The sequence below is a fragment of the Azorhizophilus paspali genome, assembly GCF_043587585.2.
Classification (GTDB): Bacteria; Pseudomonadota; Gammaproteobacteria; order Pseudomonadales; family Pseudomonadaceae; genus Azotobacter; species Azotobacter paspali.
On sequence record NZ_CP171449.1, the window covers coordinates 1,786,499 to 1,810,313 of the forward strand.

Sequence of the window (23,815 nt, forward strand, 5' to 3'; positions counted from 1 at the left end):
CGGACGGGTCAGTCTTCCAGCGGCCCCATGGCGGTGGTGTTGAAGCCACCGTCGACGTAGAGGATTTCGCCGCTGATGCCCGAGGCCAGGTCGGAGCAGAGGAAAGCGCCGGCGTTGCCGACTTCCTCGATGGTCACGTTGCGGCGTAGGGGCGTCTGGCGCTCGTTGGCGGCGAGCATCTTGCGGAAGCTGGCGATGCCGGAGGCGGCCAGGGTGCGGATCGGCCCGGCGGAGATGCAGTTGACGCGGGTGCCCTCCGGGCCGAGGCTGGCGGCCAGGTAGCGCACGCCGGCTTCCAGGCTGGCCTTGGCCATGCCCATCACATTGTAGTTGGGTATGGTGCGCTCGGCGCCCAGGTAGGACAGGGTCAGCAGGCTGCCGTTGCGGCCCTTCATCATCTCGCGGCCGGCCTTGGCCAGGGCGACGAAGCTGTAGGCGCTGATGTCGTGGGCGATCTTGAAGCCGTCGCGGCTGGTGACCTCGGTGAAATCGCCGTTGAGCTGGTCGCCGGGCGCGAAGCCGACCGAGTGGACGATGCAATCCAGGCCGTCCCACTTCTTGCCCAGTTCCTCGAAGACCCTGGCAATGTCCTCGTCGTTGGCCACGTCGCAGGGGAAGCACAGCTCGGGGCCGGAGCCCCAGCCGGCGGCGAACTCCTCGACCCGACCCTTGAGCTTGTCGTTCTGATAGGTGAAGGCCAGTTCGGCACCTTCGCGGTGCATCGCGGCGGCGATACCGGAGGCGATGGACAGTTTGCTGGCGACGCCGACGATCAGTACGCGCTTACCGGCGAGAAATCCCATGGATCAGTTCCTCTTCTAGTTAATCGGCGCTGCCGGGAGCCAGGAAGGCGGCTTCCAGCAACTGCCGTGTATAAGTATGTCGCGGAGCGGCGAAGATATCCCGCGCAGCCCCCTGTTCGATCACCTGTCCCTGTCTGACCACCATCAACTGGTGGCTGAGCGCCTTGACCACCGCCAGGTCGTGGCTGATGAACAGATAGGTCAGGTCGTACTTGCGCTGCAACGAGCGCAGCAGCTCGACGACCTGGCGCTGTACCGTGCGATCGAGCGCCGAAGTGGGCTCGTCCAGCAGGATCAGTGCCGGCTTCAGCACCAGTGCCCGGGCGATGGCGATCCGCTGCCGCTGTCCGCCGGAAAACTCGTGCGGGTAGCGGTGGCGGGTTTCCGGGTCCAGGCCGACCTCGCGCAGCGCCTCGACGATCGCCTGCTCTTGTTCGGCCAGTGTGCCGAGGCGGTGGATACGCAGGCCCTCGCCGACGATCTGCCCCACCGACATGCGCGGGCTGAGGCTGCCGAAGGGGTCCTGGAAGACCACCTGCATCTCCCGTCGCAGGGGGCGGATCTCGCCTTGCGACAGACCGTTCAGCGTCTGGCCGCGGAAGCGAATCGAGCCCTGGCTGGCAAGCAGGCGCAGGATCGCCAGGCCGAGGGTGGACTTGCCGGAACCGCTTTCCCCGACGATGCCCAGGGTCTGTCCGCGACGCAGGCTGAAGCCGATGCCGTCCACCGCCTTGACGTGATCGACGGTACGGCGCAGCAGGCCCTTCTTGATCGGGAACCAGACGCGCAGGTCCTCGACCTCCAGCAGCGGCTCGCCGACCGGGTTGTCCGCCGGCTCCCCGCTGGGTTCGGCGCCGAGCAACTCCTGAGTATAGGGATGCTTCGGCGCATGAAAGATTTCCTCGCAGCCGGCCTGTTCGACGATGCGCCCGCCGCGCATGACACAGATCCGGTGGGCGGTGCGCCGCACCAGGTTGAGGTCGTGGGTGATCAGCAGCAAGGCCATGCCCAGGCGGGCCTGCAGGTCCTTGAGCAGCTCGAGGATCTTCAACTGCACGGTGACGTCCAGCGCCGTAGTCGGCTCGTCGGCGATCAGCAATTCGGGTTCGTTGGCCAGCGCCATGGCGATCATCACCCGTTGCCGCTGGCCGCCGGAAAGTTCGTGGGGATAGGCCTTGAGGCGCTTGTGCGGCTCGGGAATGCCGACCAGTTCGAGCAGCTCCAGGGTGCGCGCGGTGGCTGCCGCGCCGCGCAGACCCTTGTGCAGGGCGAGAACCTCGTTGATCTGCTTCTCGATGCTGTGCAGCGGGTTCAGCGAGGTCATCGGCTCCTGGAAGACCATGGCGATGCGATTGCCGCGGATGCCGCGCAGCCGGCGCTCGTCGAGCCGGAGCAGGTCCTGGCCGGCATAGCGGATGCTACCGGACGGATGGCGGGCGAGCGGATAGGGCAGCAGGCGCAGGATCGAGTGGGCGGTGACCGACTTGCCTGAACCGCTTTCGCCGACCAGGGCCAGGGTTTCGCCCCGCCGGATGTCGAAGCTGACGCCTTCCACCACGCGCTCCAGGCGATCGCCGCCGACGAACTCGACCGCGAGGTCGCGGATCTCGATGAGGTTCTGCGAATCGTTCATTTCACTTCCTCGGGTCGAAGGCATCGCGCGCCGCCTCGCCGATGAACACCAGCAGGCTGAGCATCAGCGCCAGCACCACGAAGGCGGTGATCCCCAGCCAGGGCGATTGCAGGTTAGCCTTGCCCTGGGCGACCAGTTCGCCGAGGGACGGCGCGCCGGGCGGCAGGCCGAAGCCGAGAAAGTCCAGGGCGGTGAGGGTGCCGATGGCGCCGGTGAGGATGAAGGGCATGAAGGTCATGGTCGAGACCATAGCGTTGGGCAGGATGTGCCGGTACATGATGGCGCCGTTGCTCATGCCCAGGGCGCGGGCCGCGCGTACGTACTCCAGGTTGCGGCCGCGCAGGAACTCGGCGCGCACCACGTCGACCAGGCTCATCCAGGAGAACAGCAGCATGATGCCCAGCAGCCACCAAAAGTTGGGCTGGACGAAGCTGGCCAGGATGATCAGCAGGTAGAGCACCGGCAGGCCGGACCAGATTTCCAGGAAGCGCTGGCCGAGCAGATCGACCCAGCCGCCGTAGAAGCCCTGCAGGGCGCCGACGACGACACCGACGAGCGAACTGAGCAGGGTCAGGGTGATGGCGAACAGCACCGAGATGCGGAAGCCATAGATGACCCGGGCAAGCACGTCACGGCCCTGATCGTCGGTACCCAGCCAGTTGACTCGCGACGGTGGCGCCGGTGCCGGGACGGTCAATTCGTAGTTGATGCTCGAATAGCTGAAAGGGATCGGCGGCCAGAGCATCCAGCCATCTTTCTCTTCGATCAGGTCCCGGATATAGGGGGTCTTGTAGTTGGTGGTCAGCGGGAACTCGCCACCGAAGGTGGTTTCCGGGTAGCGCTTGAACACCGGGAAGTACCAGTCGCCGTCGTAGCGCACCAGCAGCGGTTTGTCGTTGGCGATCAGCTCGGCGCCGAGGCTTGCGGCGAACAGCGCGAGGAACAGCCAGAGCGACCACCAGCCGCGCCGGTGCGCCTTGAAGAGTTCCAGCCGGCGCCGGTTGAGGGGAGTCAGTTTCATGCTCAGCTCTCCCGGCTTTCGAAGTCGATGCGTGGATCGACCAGGGTGTAGGTAAGATCGCCGATCAGTTTCACGACCAGTCCCAGCAGGGTGAAGATGAAGAGGGTGCCGAACACCACCGGATAGTCGCGGTTGATCGCCGCCTCGAAGCTCAGGAGGCCGAGGCCGTCGAGGGAGAAGATCACCTCGATCAGCAGCGAGCCGGTGAAGAACAAGCCGATGAAGGCCGAGGGGAAACCGGCGATGACGATCAGCATGGCGTTGCGGAACACGTGCCCGTAGAGCACGCGGTTCTTCGACAGGCCCTTGGCGCGCGCGGTGACCACGTACTGCTTGTTGATCTCGTCGAGGAAGCTGTTTTTGGTCAGCAGGGTGAGGGTGGCGAAGTTGCCGATCACCAGGGCAGTCACTGGCAGGGTCAGGTGCCAGAAATAGTCGAGGATCTTGCCGCCCAGGCTGAGTTCGTCGAAGTTGTTCGAGGTCAGCCCGCGCAGCGGGAACCAGTCGAAATAGCTGCCGCCGGCGAACAGCACGATGAGTAGGATGGCGAACAGGAAAGCCGGGATCGCATAGCCGACGATGATCGCCGAACTGGTCCAGACGTCGAAGGCGCTGCCGTGGCGCACCGCCTTGGCGATCCCCAGGGGAATGGACACCAGGTACATGATCAGGGTGCTCCACAGCCCCAGGGAGATCGACACCGGCATCTTCTCGAGGATCAGGTCGGTGACCTTGGCGTCGCGGAAGAAGCTCTCGCCGAAGTCTAGCTTCAGGTAGTTGGTCAGCATCAGCCAGAAACGCTCGTGGGCCGGCTTGTCGAAGCCGTACATGCGCTCGATCTCGGCGATCAGATCGGGGTCCAGGCCCTGAGCGCCGCGATAGTGGGAACTGCCCCCGGAAACTTCGCCGCCGCCGCCGGAAACTCGGCCGGTGGCACCGCCGGCGGCGGCGTCGAAGCCTTCCAGCCTGGCGATGGTTTGTTCCACCGGACCGCCGGGGGCGGCCTGGATGATGACGAAATTGAGCAGCAGGATGCCGAACAGCGTCGGCACGATCAGCAGCAGGCGGCGCAGGATGTAGGCCAGCATCTAGCGAGCTTCCTGTCGCGCCGCCGCTGCGTCCTGGGGTAGTGGCTTGTCGCTGTTCTGCCACCAGGTCATCAGGCCGTAGTCGTACAGCGGGGTCTTCTGCGGCTGGCCGAACCTGTTCCAGTAGGCGATGCGCCAGGTGTCCACGTGGTAGTTGGGCACCACATAGAAACCCCACTGCAGTGCGCGGTCGAGGGCGCGGGCGTGGGCGACCAGGCTTTTCCGCGAGTCGGCGCGGATCAAGCTTTCGACCAGTTGGTCGATGGCCGGATCGCGCAGGCCGATGAAGTTACGGCTGCCGGGATTGTCGGCGCTGCTGGAATGCCAGAACTCGCGCTGTTCGTTGCCCGGCGAGTTGGACTGCGGCCAGGTGGCGCTGGTCATGTCGAAGTCGCGGTTGCGCATGCGGTTGATGAACTGGGGAACGTCGACGCGGCGGATCTGCATGTCGATGCCGAGTTCGCCGAGGTTGCGCTTGTAGGGCAGCAGGATGCGTTCCAGGTTGGCCTGGTGGAGCATGAACTCGAAGGCTAGCGGCTTGCCGTCGGGGCCGACCATGCGGTCGTTCTCGATGCGGTAGCCGGCTTCCTGGAGCAACTGGTAGGCACGCCGCTTCTGGTCGCGGATGATGCCGTCGCCGTTGGTCACCGGCGGTCGGTAGACCTCGCTGAACACCTGCGGCGGCAACTGTTCGCGCAAGGGTTCGAGAATCGTCAGCTCCTCCTCGTCAGGCAACTGGTGGGCAGCCATTTCCGAATTCTCGAAGTAGCTGCTGGTGCGCTTGTAGGAGCCGAAGAACAGTTGCTTGTTCGACCATTCGAAGTCGAACAGCAGGCCGAGCGCTTCGCGCACGCGGCGGTCTTGGAAGAGGGGCCGGCGGATGTTGAAGGCGAAGGCCTGCATGCCGACCGGATTGTGGTTGGGGATGGCCTTCTTGATCATCCGGCCGTCATTGAGGGCGGCGGATTCGTAGCCGGTGGCCCAATCCTTGGCGGAGTATTCGAGGTTGAGGTCGAACTGGCCGCCCTTGAAGGCTTCCAGGGCGACCGACATGTCGCGGTAGTAGTCGACGACGATGGCATCGAAGTTGTACTGGCCGCGGGCGACCGGCAGGTCCTTGGCCCACCAGTCCGCGGCCCGCTCATAGCGGATGGAGCGACCGGATTCCAGCTTGGCGACACGGTACGGCCCGCTGCCGAGCGGCGGTTCCAGGCTGGTCTTGGTGAAGTCGCGGCTTTCCCACCAGTGTTTGGGCAGGATCTGCAACTGGCCGAGGATCAGCGGCAGCTCGCGGTTGTCGCGGTGCTTGAAGTCGAAGCGTACCTTCAGCGGCTCCTCGACCACCACCTGGGCGACGTCCGCGTAGTAGTGGCGGTACATCGGGTCGCCGTGCTCGATCAGGGTCTCGAAGGTGAACTTCACGTCCTCGGCAGTGACCGGCCGGCCGTCGTGGAAGCGCGCCTTGGGATTGATGTAGAAGCGCACGAAGCCGTTGTCCGGGGCTTTCTCGATCTTCTCGGCGATGAGGCCGTATTCGCTGAAGGGCTCGTCCTGCGCATGGTAGGTCAGGCTGTCGTAGACCATGCCGATGCGTTGTTCCACGTTGCCCTTGGGAATGAAGGGGTTGAGGCTGTCGAAGCCGCCGTAGTCGGCCAGGCGCAGCGTGCCTCCCTTCGGTGCGTCCGGATTGACGTACTCGAAGTGCTGGTAGTCGGCCGGGTACTTGGGCTGCTCGTCGTACAGGGTGATGGCGTGCTGCGGATCTGCCTGGACCAGGCCGGCGAAACCGAGCAGCAAAAGGCCGGCGCCGTGGAGCAGGGTGCGCAGGGAATGGGTCATCGGTCGTTCTCCTTGGTCTTCAGCCACCAGGCGCGCAGGCCCAGCGTATAGGGCGGCGTGGTGACGAAGGCGAACCGGTTGCGGTACGCCAGGCGGTGTTGATTGATGTACCAGTTGGGGATGCTGTAGTGCTGCCAGAGCAGGACGCGATCCAGGGCGCGGGCGGCGGCGACCTGCTGCTCCCGGGTCTGCGCCACCAGCAGACTTTCCAGCAGGCCGTCGACCACCGGGTTGGCGATGCCCGCATAGTTCTTGCCGCCCTTCACGCCAATCTGGCTGGAATGGAAGTAGAACCACTGCTCCAGGCCGGGGCTGAGGGTCTGCGGCAGGGTCAGCAGAATCATGTCGTAGTCGAAATGGTCCAGCCGCTGCTTGTACTGGGCGCGATCCACGGTACGCAACTGCGCCTCGATACCGATGCCGGCGAGGTTTTCGCTATAGGGCTGGAGAATGCGCTCCAGGCTGGGGTTGACCAGTAGGATCTCGAAGCGCAGCGGCTGGCCGCGGGCATCGACCAGCCGCTGGCCGGAGAGCTTCCAGCCGGCCGCGCCGAGCAGGTTCAGGGCTCGGCGCAGGGTTTCGCGCGGGATGCCGTGGCCGTCGGTCTTCGGCATCGGGAAAGGCTCGCGGAACAGGCGCTCGGGCAATTGCTGGCGATACCTGGAAAGCAGCAGCCACTCTTCCCCCTCTGGCTTGCCGGAGGCGGAAAACTCGCTGTTCGGATAGTAGCTCTCGGCGCGCCGATAGGCGCCGTAGAACAGGGCGCGATTGGTCCATTCGAAATCGAACATCAGCCCTAGGGCCTCGCGCACCCTGGCGTCGGCGAAGGTGCTGCGGCGGGTGTTCATGAACAGCGCCTGGGTCTGGGTCGGAATCCGGTGCGGGATCTCGGCACGGATCACTTGGCCCGCCTGTACGGCCGGAAAATGGTAGCCTCCGGCCCAGTTCTTCGCCTGGTGCTCGATATAGAAGTCGAACTGCCCGGCCTTGAACGCCTCGAAGGCGACGTCGCTGTCGCGGTAGAAGTCCACGTCCACCCGGTCGAAGTTGTACTTTCCGCGGTTGATCGGCAGCTTAGCGCCCCACCAGTTCTTCACTCGCTCGAACACCAGGCGGCGCCCCGGCTGCACCTGAGCGATGCGGTAGGGGCCGCTGCCCAGGGGCGGCTCGAAGGTAGTGGCCTTGAAGTCGCGGTTCTTCCAGTAGTGCTGAGGGAGCACCGGCAACTCGCCGAGGCGCAAGATCAGCAGCGGATTGTCCGAGCGCTTGAAGACGAAGCGGATGCGGTGGCGGCCGAGGACGTCGACCCGCTGCACCTCGCGCAGCTCGGCACGGTACTGGGGATGGCCCTCCTGGCTGAGCAGGCGGTAGGAGAAGGCCACATCCTGAGCCGTGATCGGCTTGCCGTCATGGAAGCGGGCCGCTTGGCGCAGGTTGAACACCACCCAACTGCGGCTTTCGTTGTATTCGACGGATTCGGCGATCAGGCCATAGCTGGAGGTGGGCTCGTCCCCGGAGGGATCGTAGATCCCGGAGCCGGCCATCAGCGGCTCGTTCAGCTCGTTGATGCCGTACTGCAGGAAGTCGGCCGTCGCCGACGGGCTGGTTCCCTTGAAGCTGTAGGGGTTCAGCGTATCGAAGGTGCCGAGGGCCATCAGGCGCAGCGTGCCCCCTTTGGGGGCCTCGGGGTTGACCCAGTCGAGATGCTGGAAACCGACGGGATACTTGAGCACGCCGAACTGGGCGTAGCCATGGCTTTCGGTGATGCGCGCGACCACCGGCCCGCTCGCGAGCAGACTGAGCAACAGCAGGCAGAGGGGACGCATCGATAGGAGGGTCCGATCCATGGCGACTTCTGGACATTCGGGCCGCTACAGTAACAGCTTGTCAGCCTTGGAAAAAGCTTGCGCTCCCGGCCCCTCATCGTGTCGGACGGGGGCGGAAGACGGCGAACTTTCGCGGAACTCGGGATCGGACATCGCCGGCCGCGGTCAGTTCGCCAAGAAGAGGGTCAGGGTCTGCCCCGGGCGGATGGTCCGGCCGCTCAGGGAATTCCAGCGCTGCAATGTCTTGGTGTCCACCTGGAAGCGCTGGGCGATGCGGTGGAGCGAATCCCCCTTGCGCACCTTGTAGTAGGTCACCGCCTTGCGCTTCTTGCTGGCGACGGATGTCCGCCGCGGCGGCCGCTCTTCCTCCAGGGCCAGTAGCCGTGCGGCGCTGGGCGGCGTGGTGGCCTGCTGCAGGCTGAAGGTCCGATGCAGTTCCGGCCTTCTCGGGCGGACGCCGCTGTTGATGGCGGCCAGGCGCTGTTTCCGCCATTCGGCCAGTTGCTCGGGCGTGCGTCCCAGGCTGAGCTGCAGCCGTTCGGCGCTTTCGGTCGGCACTAGCAGGTACTGGGGGCCGTCCAGGGTGATGCCGCGCTTGTAGGCCGGGTTCAGCCGCAGCAGTTCGCCCTTGTCTATGCCGGCCATCTCGGCGAGGCGCGACAGCTCCATGCTGCCGCCGATCTCCACCCGATCGAAATAGGGCTCGTTGGCGATCGGGCTCAGGCTGATGCCATAGGCTTCGGGAGTCATGATCACCTGGGACAGGGCCAACAGCTTGGGCACGTAGTCCTGGGTTTCCTTGGGCAGCGGCAAGTTCCAGTAGTCGGTGGGCAGGCCGAGCCGGCGGTTGCGCTCGATGGCCCGGCTGACCGTGCCCTCGCCGGCGTTGTAGGAGGCCAGGGCGAGCAGCCAATCGCCGTTGAACATGTCGTGAAGCTTGGAGAGGTACTCGATCGCCGCCTGGGTGGAGGCGGTGATGTCGCGACGACCGTCGTACCACTGGGTCTGATGCAGGTTGTAGTCGCGACCGGTGGAGGGAATGAACTGCCAGAGGCCCACCGCATGGGCGCGGGAATAGGCGAGCGGGTTGTAAGCACTCTCGATGACCGGCAGCAAGGCCAGTTCCAGCGGCATGCCACGTTCTTCCAGGCGCTCGACGATGTAATGTATGTAGAGGGCGCCGCGCTCGCTGACCTTGTCGATGTGCAACGGGTTGCTGACGAACCACAGGCGTTGGCGCTCGATGCGCGGGTTGACATCTATCTCGTCCTGCAGCGCGAAACCTTCGCGCATGCGTACCCAGATGTCCTGAGGCTGATCGGTGGCGGCCCGTTTCAGCCACAGTGTTTCGCGCTTGGGCTTTGCGACCAGGCGCGAATATTCGTCATCGGGTCGCTGATTGGTACTTTGGCAGCCTGCCAGTGCGGTGGCCAGGAGGGCGACGAGGAGCGGGCTACGCCTCGCCAGAACACCTGGGACAACGCCTCCTAAAAGTGACTTTGACATGGGCGAGCGGACAGTCCGGGCAAAAAAGTGGGCCGATTCTAGAAAGCGTCCCGAAGCAGGGTCAACCCGTCGGGAGTCCGTAAACTGTTGGTAGTTGTCTAGAAATTGTCCTTCCATGCCCGCAACTCCGCGAAAACTTGATCTGGGTCAAGCAATGACTGACCACAGCGGCGGGCCACTCTTTCCTTGACGGATGTTTCGCCGGTACGCAGGAAAGGGTTGGTTTTCCGTTCCAGGGCTAGTTCCGACGGCAGGCTGCCGCTTCCTGCGTTTCGCCAAGCGGTCACCTCGGCTAGGCGCCGGGCGATGGCGGGATTGTCCGGTTCCACCACCTGGGCGAAACGCAGGTTGCTCAGGGTGTATTCGTGGCTGCAGTAGACCAGGGTCGTTCCGGGCAACCCGGCCAGCCGCTCCAGCGATCGGCGCATCTGGCCCGGCGTGCCCTCGAAGAGACGCCCGCAGCCGGCGGCAAACAGGGTGTCGCCGCAGAACAGCCAGGGTTGTGCGGCGGCATGGAAATAGGCGATGTGGCTGCGGGTGTGGCCGGGCACTTCGAGAATCCTGAAGGCGCAGCCGAGGACCTCGATGCTTTCGCCGTCGTGCAGCGTCACATCCCGTGCCGGGATGCGCTCGTCGTCGGGACCCAGCACTTGGGCCCCGGTCGTTCGCTTGAGGGTTTCCGCGCCGCCGATGTGGTCAGCGTGATGGTGGGTGATGAGGATATCGGCGAGCTGCCAGCCGGGATTCGCTTCCAGCCAGACGAGCACCGGCGTCGCATCGCCGGGGTCGACCACGGCGATGCGCCGGGTGGTGGGATCTTGCAGCAGCCATATGTAGTTGTCCTGGAAGGCGGGGAGAGCATCTATCCGTACCATGCCGTTTTCGCGGGCGCCCTGGCATCGCGGTCTTGCTGGGCGGTTCCGCATTCTCCTGTCGGGTCTGTCCATCGAGGTTGAAGGGCTCGCGGCAACGGGGTGTGTTGACGCTGGCGACCGCTAAACTTAAAAGGATTCGTTCCATCTTAGACCGAGCGTTTGCACGCAGGGAGTTTTCATGAGCGACCGACCCTTCGCCAACGCCGATCCCCGCTGGCTGTCACTGGTGCGTGACGCCCGGGAATGGTTCGCCACGCCCCTGGGGCAGCAGATGCTGCAGGAGGAGCGACGCCTGCTCAAGGAGGAGCTGGCGCGCTTCTTCGGCGGTTATCTGGTGCATTACGGTCCGCCGGGCGACTTCGAGGGGACGGCGCAGATCCGTTGCTGCGTGCGCCTGGGCGCGCCCCTGCCGGGCGTGCAGATCCTCTGCGAGGAGCAGGCCTGGCCGATAGCCGAACATGCCGCCGACGTGGTGGTGCTGCAGCACGCCCTGGACTTCAGCCTGTCGCCCCACGCGTTGCTGCGCGAGGCGGCGCGCAGCGTCCGCCCCGGCGGCCATCTCCTGGTGGTCGGCATCAATCCGCGCAGCCTCTGGGGCCTGCGCCGCCTTTTCGCCAGCGATGCGCTGCGCCAGGCCCGCTGCATCGGTTCCAGCCGGGTCGGGGACTGGCTGTCGTTGCTCGGTTTCGCGCTGGAGAAACGTCGCTTCGGATGCTATCGTCCGCCGCTTTCATCCCGCGCCTGGCAATCCCGCACCGCGCGCCTGGAGTCCTGGGGCGAGTCCTGGCAGATGCCGGGCGGCGGTTTCTACCTGCTGGTGGTGCGCAAGCTGGTGGTCGGCCTGCGGCCATTGCCGCAGACTCGCCGGGAGCCCATCGGCAAGCTGCTGCCGCTGCCGGTGGTCAAGGTCAGCGGGCGTGCGTCGTCGAAACATGAGGCTTGAGTGAGCGATAAGGTCGAGATCTATACCGATGGAGCCTGCAAGGGCAACCCCGGTCCCGGAGGATGGGGCGCGCTGCTGGTCTGCCAGGGCGTCGAGCGCGAACTCTGGGGCGGCGAGGTGGAAACCACCAACAATCGCATGGAACTGACCGCGGCCATCCGCGCGCTGGCCGAGCTCAAGCGGCCCTGCGAGGTGCATCTGACCACCGACTCCGAATATGTGATGCGCGGAATCCAGGAATGGTTGCCGAACTGGAAGAAGCGCGGCTGGAAGACCGCCGCGCGCCAGCCGGTGAAAAACGCCGATCTCTGGCAGCAGCTCGACGAGCAGGTCGGCCGCCATCGGGTCACCTGGGGCTGGGTGCGCGGGCATACCGGCCATCCCGGCAACGAACGCGCCGACCTGCTGGCCAATCGCGGCGTCGCCGCCGCCCGCGCGCAGAAGCAGAAGAAACACGGCGTCTAGAGGAGAGCGACAGAATATGCGCAGCGTCGTACTGGATACCGAAACCACCGGCATGCCGGTGACCGAAGGCCACCGGATCATCGAGATCGGTTGTGTCGAGCTGCAGGGGCGGCGTCTCACCGGGCGGCATTTTCACGTCTATCTGCAGCCGGACCGCGCGGTGGACGAGGGCGCCGTCGCGGTGCACGGCATTACCGACGATTTTCTCGCCGACAAGCCGCGGTTCGCCGATATCGCCGAGGAGTTCTTCGAGTTCATCAAGGGCGCCCAACTGATCATCCACAATGCGGCGTTCGATATCGGCTTTATCGAGGACGAATTCTCCCGGCTGGGACAGACCGAGCGTGCCGATATCAATGCCCATTGCACGGTGCTCGACACCCTGCTGATGGCCCGCGAGCGCCATCCCGGCCAGCGCAACAGCCTCGACGCCTTGTGCAAGCGCTACGACGTCGACAACTCCAACCGCGACCTGCACGGCGCGCTGCTCGACGCCGAGATCCTCGCCGACGTCTGGCTGGCCATGACCGGTGGGCAGACGCACCTGTCGCTGTCCGGCGAAGGGAGCGAGAACGGGGGCCGTGCCCAGGCTTCGGCGATCCGCCGGTTGTCGCCGGAGCGCCAGCGCACCCGGGTGATCCGCGCCGGCGAGCAGGAGTTGGCCGCGCACGCCGAGCGGCTGGCGGCGATCGAGAAGGCCGCCGGCGCTCCGGCGTTGTGGCTGCAGATGGAGCAGGCGCAGCAGCAATAGCCGGAAGGCCGTCGCCTTGGCTTATCCTGAGGCAAATCCTCCTCGGGACATGGTTCGTGTACAAAGATCTCGATTTTTCGATTCTCATCGTCCATCGCGACCTCAAGGCCGACAGCGTTGCCGGCGAGCGCGTACGGGCGATTGCCCGAGAACTGGAGCAGAACGGCTTCAGTATCCTTTCCAGCGCCAGTTCCAGCGAAGGACGCATTGTCGCCTCGACCCACCACGGCCTGGCCTGCGTCCTGGTCGCCGCCGAGGGGGCGGGGGAAAACCCGCGCCTGCTACAGGACATGCTCGAGCTGATCCGCCTCGCCCGTGCCCGTGCTCCGCAATTGCCGATCTTCGCCCTCGGCGAGCGGATCACCATCGAGAACGCTCCGGCCGAGGCGATGGCCAACCTCCACCAGTTGCGCGGCATCCTCTATCTGTTCGAGGACACCGTGCCCTTCCTGGCCCGCCAAGTCGCCCGCGCCGCCCGCGGCTACCTGGCCGGGCTGCTGCCGCCCTTTTTCAGAGCACTGGTCGAGCACACCCTGCAGTCCAACTACTCCTGGCACACGCCCGGTCACGGCGGCGGCGTGGCTTACCGCAAGAGCCCGGTGGGCCAGGCGTTCCACCAGTTCTTCGGCGAGAACACCCTGCGCTCCGATCTCTCGGTGTCGGTGCCGGAACTCGGCTCGCTGCTCGACCACACCGGCCCGCTGGCCGCGGCGGAGCTCAGGGCGGCCCGCAATTTCGGCGCCGATCACACCTTTTTCGTGATCAATGGCACCTCGACCGCCAACAAGATCGTCTGGCATTCCATGGTCGCCCGCGATGACCTAGTGCTGGTCGACCGCAACTGCCACAAGTCGATCGTCCATGCCATCGTCATGACCGGAGCGATTCCCCTCTATCTGGTGCCGGAGCGCAACGAACTGGGCATCATCGGGCCGATTCCGCTCAGCGAATTCAGCCGCGAGTCGATCGCCGCGAAGATCGCCGCCAACCCCCTGGCCCGCGGTCGCGAGCCGCGGGTGAAGCTCGCCGTGGTGACCAACTCCACCTACGACGGCCTCTGCTACAACGCCGAGCTGATCAAGCGGACCCTGGGCGATAGCGTCGAGGTGCTGCACTTCGACGAGGCCTGGTTCGCCTACGCCGCCTTCCATGAGTTCTATGCCGGGCGCTACGGCATGGGCACCACGCGCTCGCCGGATGCTCCGCTGGTGTTCAGTACCCACTCCACCCACAAGCTGCTGGCGGCCTTCAGCCAGGCCTCGATGATCCACGTGCAGGACGGCGGACGCCGGCAACTGGACCGCGACCGCTTCAACGAAGCCTTCATGATGCACATCTCGACCTCGCCGCAGTACGGCATCCTCGCTTCGCTGGATGTCGCCTCGGCGATGATGGAGGGGCCGGCCGGCCGCTCGCTGATCCAGGAGACCTTCGACGAGGCGCTCAGCTTCCGCCATGCCCTGGCCAATCTACGCCAGGGCCTGGCGGCGGACGATTGGTGGTTCGATATCTGGCAGCCGCCGCTCGGCGCGACCGGGGGGCCGGGGAACGCCGCCGACTGGCTGTTGACCCCGGCGGCCGACTGGCATGGTTTCGATGCCTTGCCGGAGGATTATGTGCTGCTCGATCCGATCAAAGTCACCCTGGTGACTCCGGGGCTGGGGCGCGCCGAGCAAGGCATTCCGGCGGCGGTGGTCGGCCGCTTCCTGTGGGAGCGTGGCTTGGTGGTGGAAAAGACTGGCCTGTATTCCTTCCTGGTGCTGTTCTCCATGGGCATCACCAAGGGCAAGTGGAGCACCCTGCTGACCGAGTTGCTGGAGTTCAAGCATTGTTACGACGCCAACCTGCCGCTGGAACAGGTGCTGCCATCCATCGCCGGGGCCGGCGGTACCCGCTATGCCGGCATGGGGCTGCGCGATTTGTGCGACCAGTTGCACGACTTCAACCGGCAAAGTGCTCGGGCCAAGGCGCTCAAGCACTTGTACAACCTGTTGCCGGAGATCGCCCTCAAGCCGGCGGATGCCTACGACAAGCTGGTGCGCGGCGAGGTCGAGGCGGTGCCCATCGAGCATCTCGAGGGGCGCATCGCGGCGGTGATGCTGGTGCCCTATCCACCGGGTATTCCCTTGATTATGCCGGGCGAGCGCTTCACCCGGACCACCAGGGCGATCGTCGAGTACCTGCATTCCACCCGCGCCTTCGATGCGCGCTTTCCGGGATTCGGCCTGGACGTACACGGCCTGCAGCATGAAGAGGGTCCGCAAGGGCGGGTCTACACGGTCGACTGTCTATGTTGATCCATTGATCGACGCGGATGGGCTTGGCGTAGGCTTTTGCGCCAAGTTTGCGCCCCCTCGCTAGACGATGCGCTTCGGTAATCCACCTCCATATATACATATACAGCCGTCATCCGAGATATTCCGAGACTTCGCGGCAGCCGGACGACTATCGGTCTGCCGATCGCCGTTTCGAATATCCCGGTCTCGCGGGCCTCCATGAAGTGCATGGGGTTCATTGAGCAACTGTTTCCAGGCTTTACGAAAAAACTCTTGAAAAACAAGCGCGATGGCATTTAGATATTTTTCGTCGGGAAACTCCGTGCGTTGTTCGCGTAAATTTCCATGGCAACTTTTCGATTTTCGAGACGGTTTTACAAGATGGTCTTAGTTGTCCTGTCGATAGATGTGCATGGCAATCTCTGTTTCGGTCGGTGGATAGGCTGATATCGCACTTCGATTTATTGGAGTTGTAATCATCATGAAGGCTGGAGATGAGAATTTTCAGTGATATTTTGCATTGCATAAAATTGCTTTTTGCTATTGAAATTCGTTGTGCTAACGAAGTTTGCATACTTTTTACAGTTGTAGGTAGATTGTGCGAGAGAGCGTTCGATGGCATGTTTATCGTGCCAAGGCAAATCTAATGGATTCTTTTTAGGCGGTGTTATTTTTTAATAAAATTTTCTAAATCAATAGTTTGTATTTTTTTGTAAAAATTTACGTCCGGCGATAGCCTATCGCGGCGACTCCAATTTTCGAGACGGTTTGGTCTCCCGAGTTGCCTGTTGGCGATGATCGCTTGTGCGATTTATGGTTTTATCTTAATTGCCGTTTCGCTCGTTGTTTTTTGTGATGCATAAAAAGTGTTTTTTCTGTCTTGTGGTGCTAGTGCAGTATCGATGCCATATCGCCTTCATGGATTTGTGCGAATTCGATTTTGATTCGGGATTCACTTTCCCAGTGACGTCTGAATAAATCGCCGGCAATTCCGAGTACGCTTTGTTTCGCCGGTAGTGTGAAAGCCAAGCATGTCGATATCGCATGTTCGATGATCCGAGGCCATTTCGTCGGGCAAGAGGCGAAGACCGCCTTCCCGGTCCGTTCGTCGATCCTCGGGCGATATCAATTGAATGGCATTTCCCGCTTTCTAACGGTAGCCGGGGCCATGCCAGTCGAACGCGAGCAGTGTGTGCAGCGGCTCGAACAAGGAACAAAAGCTTGCGCCGAAAGCGCATCTTTTTGAGAGCAGGATGATCAAATGGCTAGTCATATTGCGATAACACCCGCCGGGTATCTCGACTCCAGGATTGCGATTGCCGCCTGTCGTGCTGGAGAAATCGGCATCTTCGACCTGGGTTGTCACAACGCTCCGCAAACTACCAGGGCGGCCATCGATAGCCTGGCCGCCAATGCCGGGCCGAATGCCCAGTGGGGTATCCGCTGGGATACCTTCGGCTCCGCCGAACGCGGCCTCGAGCAACTGGCCGAATTCATTCCGCAGCGTGTGCCGATCCTGGTGCTCGCCGGTCTCAAGCCGGACGATCTGGTGTTCACCGGGATGCAGCCCAAGGAGCTGGCCGCGTTGAAGAAGAAGATCAAGCGCCTGGCTCGCAAGATCTTCGTCGAGGTCTGGGACCTGCCCTCGGCGCTGGCCGCCGAGGCTTCCGGCTGCGATGGGCTGATCCTCAAGGGACACGAGTCCGGCGGCTGGGTCAGCCGCCATTCGAGCTTTATCCTGCTCCAGGAACTGCACGGCCGGGTCAACATCCCCTACTGGGTGCAGGGCGGCATGGGTGCCCATGCCACCGCCGCCGCGGTGCTCGCCGGCGCCGCCGGCGCGGTGCTCTGCGAGCAACTCTGGCTGGCCGACGAAAGCCCCTTCGTCGGCACCCCGCAGGCCCGCGCCTGGGCGGCCCTGGATGGCAGCGAAAGCGTGCTGATCGGTCCCGAACAACGCTCCTTCCGCCTGTTCGGCCGAGCCGCTCGCGAGCGGCTCGAGGCGCTCGAACAGGCGGTGATCAGGGGCGACGACTGGGAGACCCTGCTGCTCGAATCGCTGGCCCGGGCGGACAGCCCGCTGCTGCAGATGGGCGAGGACATCGCTCTGGCCGCAGCCCTGGCGCGCCGCCACGGTACCGTCGGGCGCATCCTCGCCGCGCTTTCCAGCGGCACCGAACAGGCCTTGCGCGCTGCTCGTGCACAGCGTGCGCTGGAACCGGATTCGCCGCTGGCGCGACTGCACGGCACCCGCTATCCGATCGTCCAGGGTCCGATGACCCGGGTCAGTGACGTGGCGGGTTTCGCCAAGGCCGTGGCCGATGGCGGCGGGCTGCCGTTCATCGCTCTGTCGGTGATGCGCCAGGAGCAGGTGCAAAGCCTGCTGGCCAAGACCGCCGAACTGCTCGGCGACAAGCCCTGGGGGGTCGGCATCCTCGGTTTCATGCCGCTGGAGCTGCGCCAGGCCCAGCTTGAAGTGGTCCGCCAGATCAAGCCGCGCTTCGCGCTGATCGCCGGCGGGCGTCCCGGCCAGGCCCGCGATTTGGAAGCCATCGGCATCAGCACTTACCTGCATGTGCCTTCGCCCGGACTGCTCAAGGGCTTCGTCAAGGACGGCGCCCGCAAGTTCATCTTCGAGGGGGGCGAGTGCGGCGGCCATACGGGCCCGCTGAGCAGCTTCATCCTCTGGGAGTCGGCCATCGAGACCTTGACCTCGATCGAGATCGACGATCCCGCGTCGGTTCAGCTCCTGTTCGCCGGCGGCATCCACGACGAACTGTCGGCGGCGATGGTGTCCGCCCTAGCCGCGCCGCTGGTCGAGCGCGGCATGAAGATCGGCGTGATCATGGGCACCGCCTATCTGTTCACCCATGAAATCGTCGACAGCGGCGCGATCCTGCCGGAGTTCCAGTCCCAGGCCATCGCCTGCAGGGAAACCACCCTGCTGCAATCCGGCAAGGGCATGTACACCCGCTGCGCAGTGACGCCTTTCTGCGACGAGTTCAACCGCACCCGGCGCGACATGCTGCTGGCCCTGGAGAGCCCGGAGAAGGTGCTCAAGGTGCTGGAGCTGTTCAACATCGGCCGTTTGCGCATGGCCTCCAAGGGCGTCAGCCAGAACCCGGACCGCTCGGCAAGCGCTTCCCGCTACGTGCAGATTCCCATCGAGGACCAACGCCGCGAGGGCATGTACATGCTCGGCGAGGTCGCCCGCCTGCGCTCCCGCGCGCTGAGCATCGCGGAATTGCACGGCGCGGTGTCGGAGGGCTGCGGCGCGGTGCTGGCCCAGGCCGAGCAGCGTCTGCCGCGCAAGCGCGTGGCCAGGCGCGTGGCCGCGGAGAGCGACATCGCCATCGTCGGCATGGCCAGCCTGCTGCCCGGCGCCAACGATCTGCGCACCTACTGGCAGAACATCATCCACCGGGTCAACGCGATCCGCGAGGTGAGCGCGGAGCGCTGGCGCCCCGAGGACTTTTTCGATCCCCGGCGCGGCACGCCGGACAAGTCCTACTCGAAGTGGGGCGGCTTCATAGACGACATCCAGTTCGATGCGTCGCTCTACGGCATCCCGCCGGCCAGCTTGAAATCGATCGAGCCGGTGCAGTTGCTCGCCCTCGACGTGGTGCGCCAGGCGCTGGCCGACGCCGGTTTCGACCGCCGTTCGTTCGCCAAAGAGCGCACCGCGACCATCTTCGCCGCCGGCGGGATGAATGAGTTGGGCTGCGACTATATCTTCCGTAGTCTGCTTTCCCGTTACCTGCCGCGGATCGACGGGTTGCCCGAGGAGGCCGCCAGGCAACTGACGGAGGCACTCTACGAGCACGACCTGCCCAAGTGGACCGAGGACTCCTTCCCCGGCATCCTTGAGAACGTCATCGCCGGTCGGATCGCCAACCGTTTCGACCTGCGCGGCACCAACTTCATCGTCGACGCGGCCTGTGCCTCGTCGCTGGCGGCTCTTGACGCGGGCATCCGCCAGTTGCGCAGCCACGACGCCGATGTCGCCGTGGTCGGTTCTGTGGATGCCACCAACAATCCGGTCGGCTTTCTCTGCTTCGCCCAGACCCATGCCCTGTCGCCGCGCGGCCGCAGCCGGCCGTTCGACGACAACGCCGACGGCATCGCCCTGGGCGAGGGCGTGGTGGCGCTGGTGCTCAAGCGTCTGGGCGACGCCGAGCGCGACGGCGACCGTATCTACGCGCTGATCAAGGGCATCGGCGCCTCCAGCGACGGCCGCAACCGCAGCCTCACCGCGCCCCACCCGCAGGGGCAGGTCACCGCCTTGCAGCGCGCCTACGAGGACGCCGCGGTCGATCCGACCAGCATCGGCCTGATCGAGGCCCACGGCACCGGCACCGCGCTCGGCGACAAGTCGGAGATCGAGTCGCTCAACCTCGCCTTCGGCAAGACCAGCATGGCCGCCCAGTCCTGCGCCGTGGGTTCGGTCAAGTCGATGATCGGCCACACCAAGGTCAGCGCCGGTCTGGCGGCGCTGGTCAAGACCGCGCTGGCGCTCAAGCAGCGCGTGCTACCGCCGACCATCGGTGTCGAGACGCCGAACTCGAAGATCGACTTCGGCCGCTCGCCCTTCTACATCAATACCGAAACCCGGCCCTGGCTGAATGCCACGAACCATCCGCGCCGCGCCGGGGTCAGCGCCTTCGGCTTCGGCGGCACCAACTTCCACGTGGTGATGGAAGAGTACGGCGGCGCCTACCGCGACAGCGACATCGTCGACCTGCATCCGCGCAATGCCGAGCCCTTCGTTTTCCGTGGCCAGGATCGTGCCCAGGTGCGCGAACGGGTGCAGCGCCTGCTCGATGCCCTGGAGCACCCCGAGCAGCTCGATGTCGCCCAGCTCGCCTACTCGCTGCACCTGGAGCAGGCAACGGCCGGCGACGGCGACTGCCGGCTAGCCCTGCTCGCCGCTTCCGGCGGCGAGCTCAAGGGCAAGCTGGAGCTGGCCCTGAAGGCATTGCAGGGGCGGGAAAGCGAAGCGAAGTACCCGCAAGGGGTGTTCTTTCGCGAAGGGCCGGCAACCGGCGGCGTCTGCTTCCTGTTCCCCGGCCAGGGATCGCAACGGATCGGCATGCTGGCCGACCTGACCAGCTCCCTGCCCGAACTGCACGACCTGTTCGAGCGCGCCGACAGATTGCTCGCCGAGCGCCTGGAGCAGCCGCTGTCGCGCTACATCTATCCGCTGCCGGTGTTCAGCGACGAGGAGCGCGCCCGCCAACAGAGCGCGCTGAACGCGACCCAGGTCGCCCAGCCGGCGCTCGGAGTGGTCGACAGCGCCGCGCTCCGGGTGCTCGGCGACTACGGGCTGAAGCCGGATTTCGTCGCCGGGCACAGCTATGGCGAGTACGTCGCCCTGCATGCCGCCGGGGTGATCGGCCTGGACGACTTCATCCATCTATCGGAGGTCCGTGGCCGTCTCGCCGCCGAGGCCGGGCGGAGCAATCCGGGCGCCATGGCGGCGATCGACGCCGACGAGGTTCGCGTCCGCGCGCTGATCGAGCAGTACGGCCTGAACGTCAGCCTGGCTAACCTGAATGCCGCCGACCAGACCATAGTCGCCGGCTCGCCGGAAGCCATCGAGGCCACGGCCAGGGTGCTGGGCAAGGAGTCGCTGCGCGTCAAGGTGCTGCCGGTCAGCGCCGCCTTCCACTCGCCGGCGATGGCCGACGCGCGCGAGGGCCTGGCCGCCGAGCTGGCGAAGATCGAGTTCGCCCCGGCCCGGCTGCCGGTGTTCAGCAATACCAGCGGCGACGCCTATCCGGCGGAGCCCGAAGCCATGCGCGCGCTACTGGTCGAGCACATGACTGAGCCGGTGCACTTCGTCAAGGAAATCGAACGGTTATACGAGGCCGGTGCGCGCGTGTTCATCGAGTCCGGTCCGGGCTTGGTGCTGACCGGCCTGGTCGACCGCATCCTCGCCGACCGTCCGCACTACGCGCTGGGCATCGAGGCGCCCGGACGCGGTGGCTGGGTGCAGCTCGCCCATCTGCTCGGCCAGGCGTTCGTGCTCGGCCTGCCGCTGGACTTCGGCCGCTGGTTCAGGGGGCGCGGCTACGAGGCGCTGGCGGTCGCGCAGGTGTTCGCCCGGGCCAAGGACAAGGCCGTGCCCGGCCCGCTGATCTGGCGGGTCAACGGTGCCCGCGCGCTGCCCTGGAACGCGCCGGCCAAGGCTCGTCCGACGCTCGTCCAGGCTTTCGCGGCCGCCGCGTCGAAGGCGCCGGCCGCGGTGCCCGACTCGCAGCCGGTGGCGCCGAAACCCCAGGCACAGCCGCTCACGGGCGCTTCGACCGTCGCCCATGTCAGTTTCGCCCGACCGGCGGCAACTCCGGTCAACGTAAACCGCCACGCGCCACAACGGAGGTTCAGCATGGCAAACGACAACAAGCTACGTACGGGAGAACTCCCGGCAACGATGGAGGCTCCATCGCTGTTGAACGTCGCATATGTCCAGGAAGTCATCGCGCAATTCATCGCGCTGCAACGCGACCAGCAGGAAACGCTGCGCCAGTTCCTCGATTTCCAGAGCAGCCTCGCCGGAGCCGAGCTGGCAGGGGGCGGTGAGTCGCGTCCCAACCTGCAGGTGGTCTCCCAAGCCGGGCTGGCGCCCGCGCCGGCGCCGGTACTGCCGGCCCAGGTGCTGTCGTTGCACGCCGCCGGCCTGCCAGTCGGCCGCGAATCCCAGGCCGCCACCACCATCGAGGGTTCGGCCCAGCGCAACGAGGAGCGCGCCGAGGCGCCCAGGCTGTCGGTCGCCGCATCAGCTCCGGCGGTCAAGGCCGCCGCGCCCGCCGACCTGGCTTCCACCGAGGCGTTCAAGGCCGATCTGCTGCAAGCGGTCGCCGAGCGCACCGGCTATCCGGAAGAGATGCTCGATCTGGACGCGCACATGGAGGCCGATCTGGGCATCGACTCGATCAAGCGCATCGAGGTCCTGAGCCAGCTCAAGGATCGCCATAATCTGATGCACGGGCGCGACGAGGAGGCCGTGTTCGAGGAGCTCGCCGGCTTCAAGACGCTCGGCGAGATCATCGCCTGGTACGATCGGCTCCAGGACTCCGTGGCCGCGGGAGAAGGAGAGCAAGCCGCAAAAAAAGCACTGACTCCGCCGTCAGCATCGCTGGCTGAGACGGCGGAGTCCGCAATCGAAATCGCACCGGAACAGGTCGTGCGCTGCTACATCCCAAGGCCCGTCGCCGTGCCGTTGGGCGAGGTCGGCGCAGCGCACCCCTCGGCCGGCCGGCCGGTCCTGCTGGTGGGGGACGACTCGGAACTGGCCAGCGCCTTCCGCGTCGCCTTCGGCCAGGCCGGGCACCAGGTGAAGCAGATCGTTCCCGGCAAGGAAAACCGCACGTTGGGCGGTGGTCGCTTTGAATTCGACCCCGGCTCGCTGGAGTCGCTGCAAGCGCTGCGCGAACTGCTCGGCGAGGCGCGGATCGGCACCCTCGTCAATCTGCTCGGCGTGCCGGGCGGGGAAGGGGCGGCCATCATCCCGGCCAAGGTCCTGTTCCTGCTGTGCAAGGTCTTCGACCAGGACCTCAAGGCCGCCGCCCGCGCCGGAGCCGGTTGGCTGCTCAACGTCACCGCGCTGGACGGCCGCTTCGGCCTCGGGCGCTCGCGCGAGCTGCCTTTCGAGTCGGCCGGCACCCTGGGCGTCGCCAAGTCGGCGGCGCGGGAGTGGGGCGACGAGGTGCACGTCAAGTGCATCGACCTGGCGCCGGCCCTCAAGGTCGGCGAGAGGGTCGAGCGGGTGCTCGGCGAATGGGCCGCGCAGGCGCCCGCGCTGGAAGTCGGTCACGACGCCGAAGGGCGCTTCGAACTGGAACTGGGCCCGCAGCCGGCCGACGCCGCAACACGGCCGCTGGTCCTGGAGGAGGGCGCAGTGGTGCTGGTCACCGGCGGCGCCGGCGGCATCACCGCGGAAATCGCCACCGCCCTGGGCCGCGAGTACCGCCCGCAGTTGGTGCTGGTGGGGCGCAGTCCGCTCCCGGAGGAGGAAGCCGAGGATACCCGCGCCATCACCGACCCGGCATCCCTCAAGCGGGTGCTGATCGGCAAGCTGCGCGGCGAGGGCGCGGCGAAGCTGAAGCCGGCCGAGGTGGACCGGGTCTTCAAGCGCCTGCTCAAGGACCGCGAGATCCGCGACAACCTCGCGCGCCTGGAGGCGACCGGCGCCAGGGTCGAGTATCACGCTGTGGATGTGCGCGACGGCGAGGCCTTCGGCCAACTGATCGACGGGATCTATGCGCGCTGGGGACGCATTGACGGCGTGCTGCACGGCGCCGGCGTCATAGACGACAAGCTGATCCGCGACAAGAGCCTGGAGTCCTTCTCCGCGGTGTACGACACCAAGGTTGCCGGTGCCCGGGTGCTCGCTGCCCGCTTGCGTCCGCAGGGCCTGAAGTTCGTGCTGTTCTTCTCCTCCATCGCCGGGCGTTTCGGCAATGCCGGACAGAGCGACTACAGCGCGGCCAACGAGGTACTCAACAAGCTGGCCGACAGCCTTGGCCATATCTGGCCCGGCGTGCAGGCGCTGGCCATCGACTGGGGCCCCTGGAAGTCCGGCATGGTGGGGGACCAGATGCTTAGGTTCTACGCGGAACGCAGTATTCACCCGATCCCGCTGGAAATCGGCACCCGCCATTGTCTGGAGCAGATCCGGCGGGGCGATGGCGGCGCATCGGAACTGGTGATCACCGCGAGTCTCGAGCAGATCGTCGAACAGATGCAATTGCGCAACAGGCGCGAGTCGGGGCGCCAATCCTAGGAACGGC

Annotated in this window: 13 protein-coding genes; 5 read left to right on the plus strand and 8 right to left on the minus strand. The window is 65.4% G+C overall.

Annotated features, from left to right (window positions below; genetic code table 11):
• Nucleotides 1-8: 8 nt before the first annotated feature.
• From fabI to gloB, 8 genes are all read right to left on the minus strand, one after another.
• On the minus strand, nt 9-803 hold the full coding sequence (gene fabI / locus ACGI6K_RS08900) for an enoyl-ACP reductase FabI (protein ID WP_376946587.1): 795 nt from the start codon (nt 801-803) through the stop codon (nt 9-11).
• 19 nt (nt 804-822) lie between these two features.
• Entirely contained in the window at nt 823-2,436 is a 1,614-nt protein-coding gene (locus ACGI6K_RS08905; protein ID WP_376946584.1) for an ABC transporter ATP-binding protein, read from the minus strand.
• Between the two features lies 1 nt (nt 2,437).
• Complete coding sequence (locus tag ACGI6K_RS08910; protein WP_376946581.1) at nt 2,438-3,457, minus strand: ABC transporter permease; 1,020 nt, start codon at nt 3,455-3,457, stop codon at nt 2,438-2,440.
• 2 nt (nt 3,458-3,459) lie between these two features.
• A complete protein-coding gene (locus ACGI6K_RS08915) occupies nt 3,460-4,545 on the minus strand; it encodes a microcin C ABC transporter permease YejB (protein WP_376946578.1) in 1,086 nt (361 codons plus the stop codon).
• The gene (locus ACGI6K_RS08920; RefSeq protein WP_376946575.1) at nt 4,546-6,384 is read right to left on the minus strand and encodes an extracellular solute-binding protein; all 1,839 of its coding nucleotides are present in this window, start codon (nt 6,382-6,384) and stop codon (nt 4,546-4,548) included.
• Nucleotides 6,381-8,210 (minus strand): extracellular solute-binding protein, encoded by a 1,830-nt coding sequence (locus tag ACGI6K_RS08925; protein ID WP_376946703.1) that lies wholly within the window; start codon nt 8,208-8,210, stop codon nt 6,381-6,383. The genes ACGI6K_RS08920 and ACGI6K_RS08925 overlap by 4 nt, the downstream gene beginning before the upstream one ends.
• A gap of 165 nt (nt 8,211-8,375) precedes the next feature.
• Nucleotides 8,376-9,716: a transglycosylase SLT domain-containing protein gene (locus tag ACGI6K_RS08930; RefSeq protein WP_376946573.1), complete on the minus strand. Its 1,341-nt coding sequence runs from the start codon at nt 9,714-9,716 to the stop codon at nt 8,376-8,378.
• A 98-nt stretch (nt 9,717-9,814) separates the two neighbouring features.
• Nucleotides 9,815-10,591 carry a hydroxyacylglutathione hydrolase gene (gene gloB / locus ACGI6K_RS08935; protein WP_376946570.1) on the minus strand — a complete coding sequence of 259 codons (777 nt, stop codon included), beginning with the start codon at nt 10,589-10,591 and terminating at the stop codon, nt 9,815-9,817.
• A 178-nt stretch (nt 10,592-10,769) separates the two neighbouring features.
• Here gloB and ACGI6K_RS08940 point away from each other — a divergent pair, with 178 nt between their 5' ends.
• The 5 genes from ACGI6K_RS08940 (at nt 10,770) to ACGI6K_RS08960 (ending at nt 23,808) form a co-directional block, all read left to right on the plus strand.
• On the plus strand, nt 10,770-11,534 hold the full coding sequence (locus ACGI6K_RS08940) for a class I SAM-dependent methyltransferase (protein WP_376946567.1): 765 nt from the start codon (nt 10,770-10,772) through the stop codon (nt 11,532-11,534).
• Nucleotides 11,535-11,999: a ribonuclease HI gene (gene rnhA / locus ACGI6K_RS08945; RefSeq protein WP_376946564.1), complete on the plus strand. Its 465-nt coding sequence runs from the start codon at nt 11,535-11,537 to the stop codon at nt 11,997-11,999.
• Nucleotides 12,000-12,015: 16 nt separating this feature from the next.
• Nucleotides 12,016-12,750 carry a DNA polymerase III subunit epsilon gene (dnaQ, locus tag ACGI6K_RS08950; RefSeq protein ID WP_376946561.1) on the plus strand — a complete coding sequence of 245 codons (735 nt, stop codon included), beginning with the start codon at nt 12,016-12,018 and terminating at the stop codon, nt 12,748-12,750.
• 56 nt (nt 12,751-12,806) lie between these two features.
• A complete protein-coding gene (locus tag ACGI6K_RS08955; protein WP_376946558.1) occupies nt 12,807-15,047 on the plus strand; it encodes an Orn/Lys/Arg decarboxylase N-terminal domain-containing protein in 2,241 nt (746 codons plus the stop codon).
• Between the two features lie 1,240 nt (nt 15,048-16,287).
• A complete protein-coding gene (locus ACGI6K_RS08960; RefSeq protein ID WP_376946555.1) occupies nt 16,288-23,808 on the plus strand; it encodes an SDR family NAD(P)-dependent oxidoreductase in 7,521 nt (2,506 codons plus the stop codon).
• Nucleotides 23,809-23,815: the final 7 nt, after the last annotated feature.

Coding starts and splice junctions, on each gene's coding strand:
- fabI (WP_376946587.1), bottom strand. CDS start 803: ATGGGATTTCTCGCCGGTAAGCGCGTACTGATCGTCGGCGTCGCCAGC.
- ACGI6K_RS08905 (WP_376946584.1), bottom strand. CDS start 2,436: ATGAACGATTCGCAGAACCTCATCGAGATCCGCGACCTCGCGGTCGAG.
- ACGI6K_RS08910 (WP_376946581.1), bottom strand. CDS start 3,457: ATGAAACTGACTCCCCTCAACCGGCGCCGGCTGGAACTCTTCAAGGCG.
- ACGI6K_RS08915 (WP_376946578.1), bottom strand. CDS start 4,545: ATGCTGGCCTACATCCTGCGCCGCCTGCTGCTGATCGTGCCGACGCTG.
- ACGI6K_RS08920 (WP_376946575.1), bottom strand. CDS start 6,384: ATGACCCATTCCCTGCGCACCCTGCTCCACGGCGCCGGCCTTTTGCTG.
- ACGI6K_RS08925 (WP_376946703.1), bottom strand. CDS start 8,210: ATGCGTCCCCTCTGCCTGCTGTTGCTCAGTCTGCTCGCGAGCGGGCCG.
- ACGI6K_RS08930 (WP_376946573.1), bottom strand. CDS start 9,716: ATGTCAAAGTCACTTTTAGGAGGCGTTGTCCCAGGTGTTCTGGCGAGG.
- gloB (WP_376946570.1), bottom strand. CDS start 10,591: ATGGTACGGATAGATGCTCTCCCCGCCTTCCAGGACAACTACATATGG.
- ACGI6K_RS08940 (WP_376946567.1), top strand. CDS start 10,770: ATGAGCGACCGACCCTTCGCCAACGCCGATCCCCGCTGGCTGTCACTG.
- dnaQ (WP_376946561.1), top strand. CDS start 12,016: ATGCGCAGCGTCGTACTGGATACCGAAACCACCGGCATGCCGGTGACC.
- ACGI6K_RS08960 (WP_376946555.1), top strand. CDS start 16,288: ATGGCTAGTCATATTGCGATAACACCCGCCGGGTATCTCGACTCCAGG.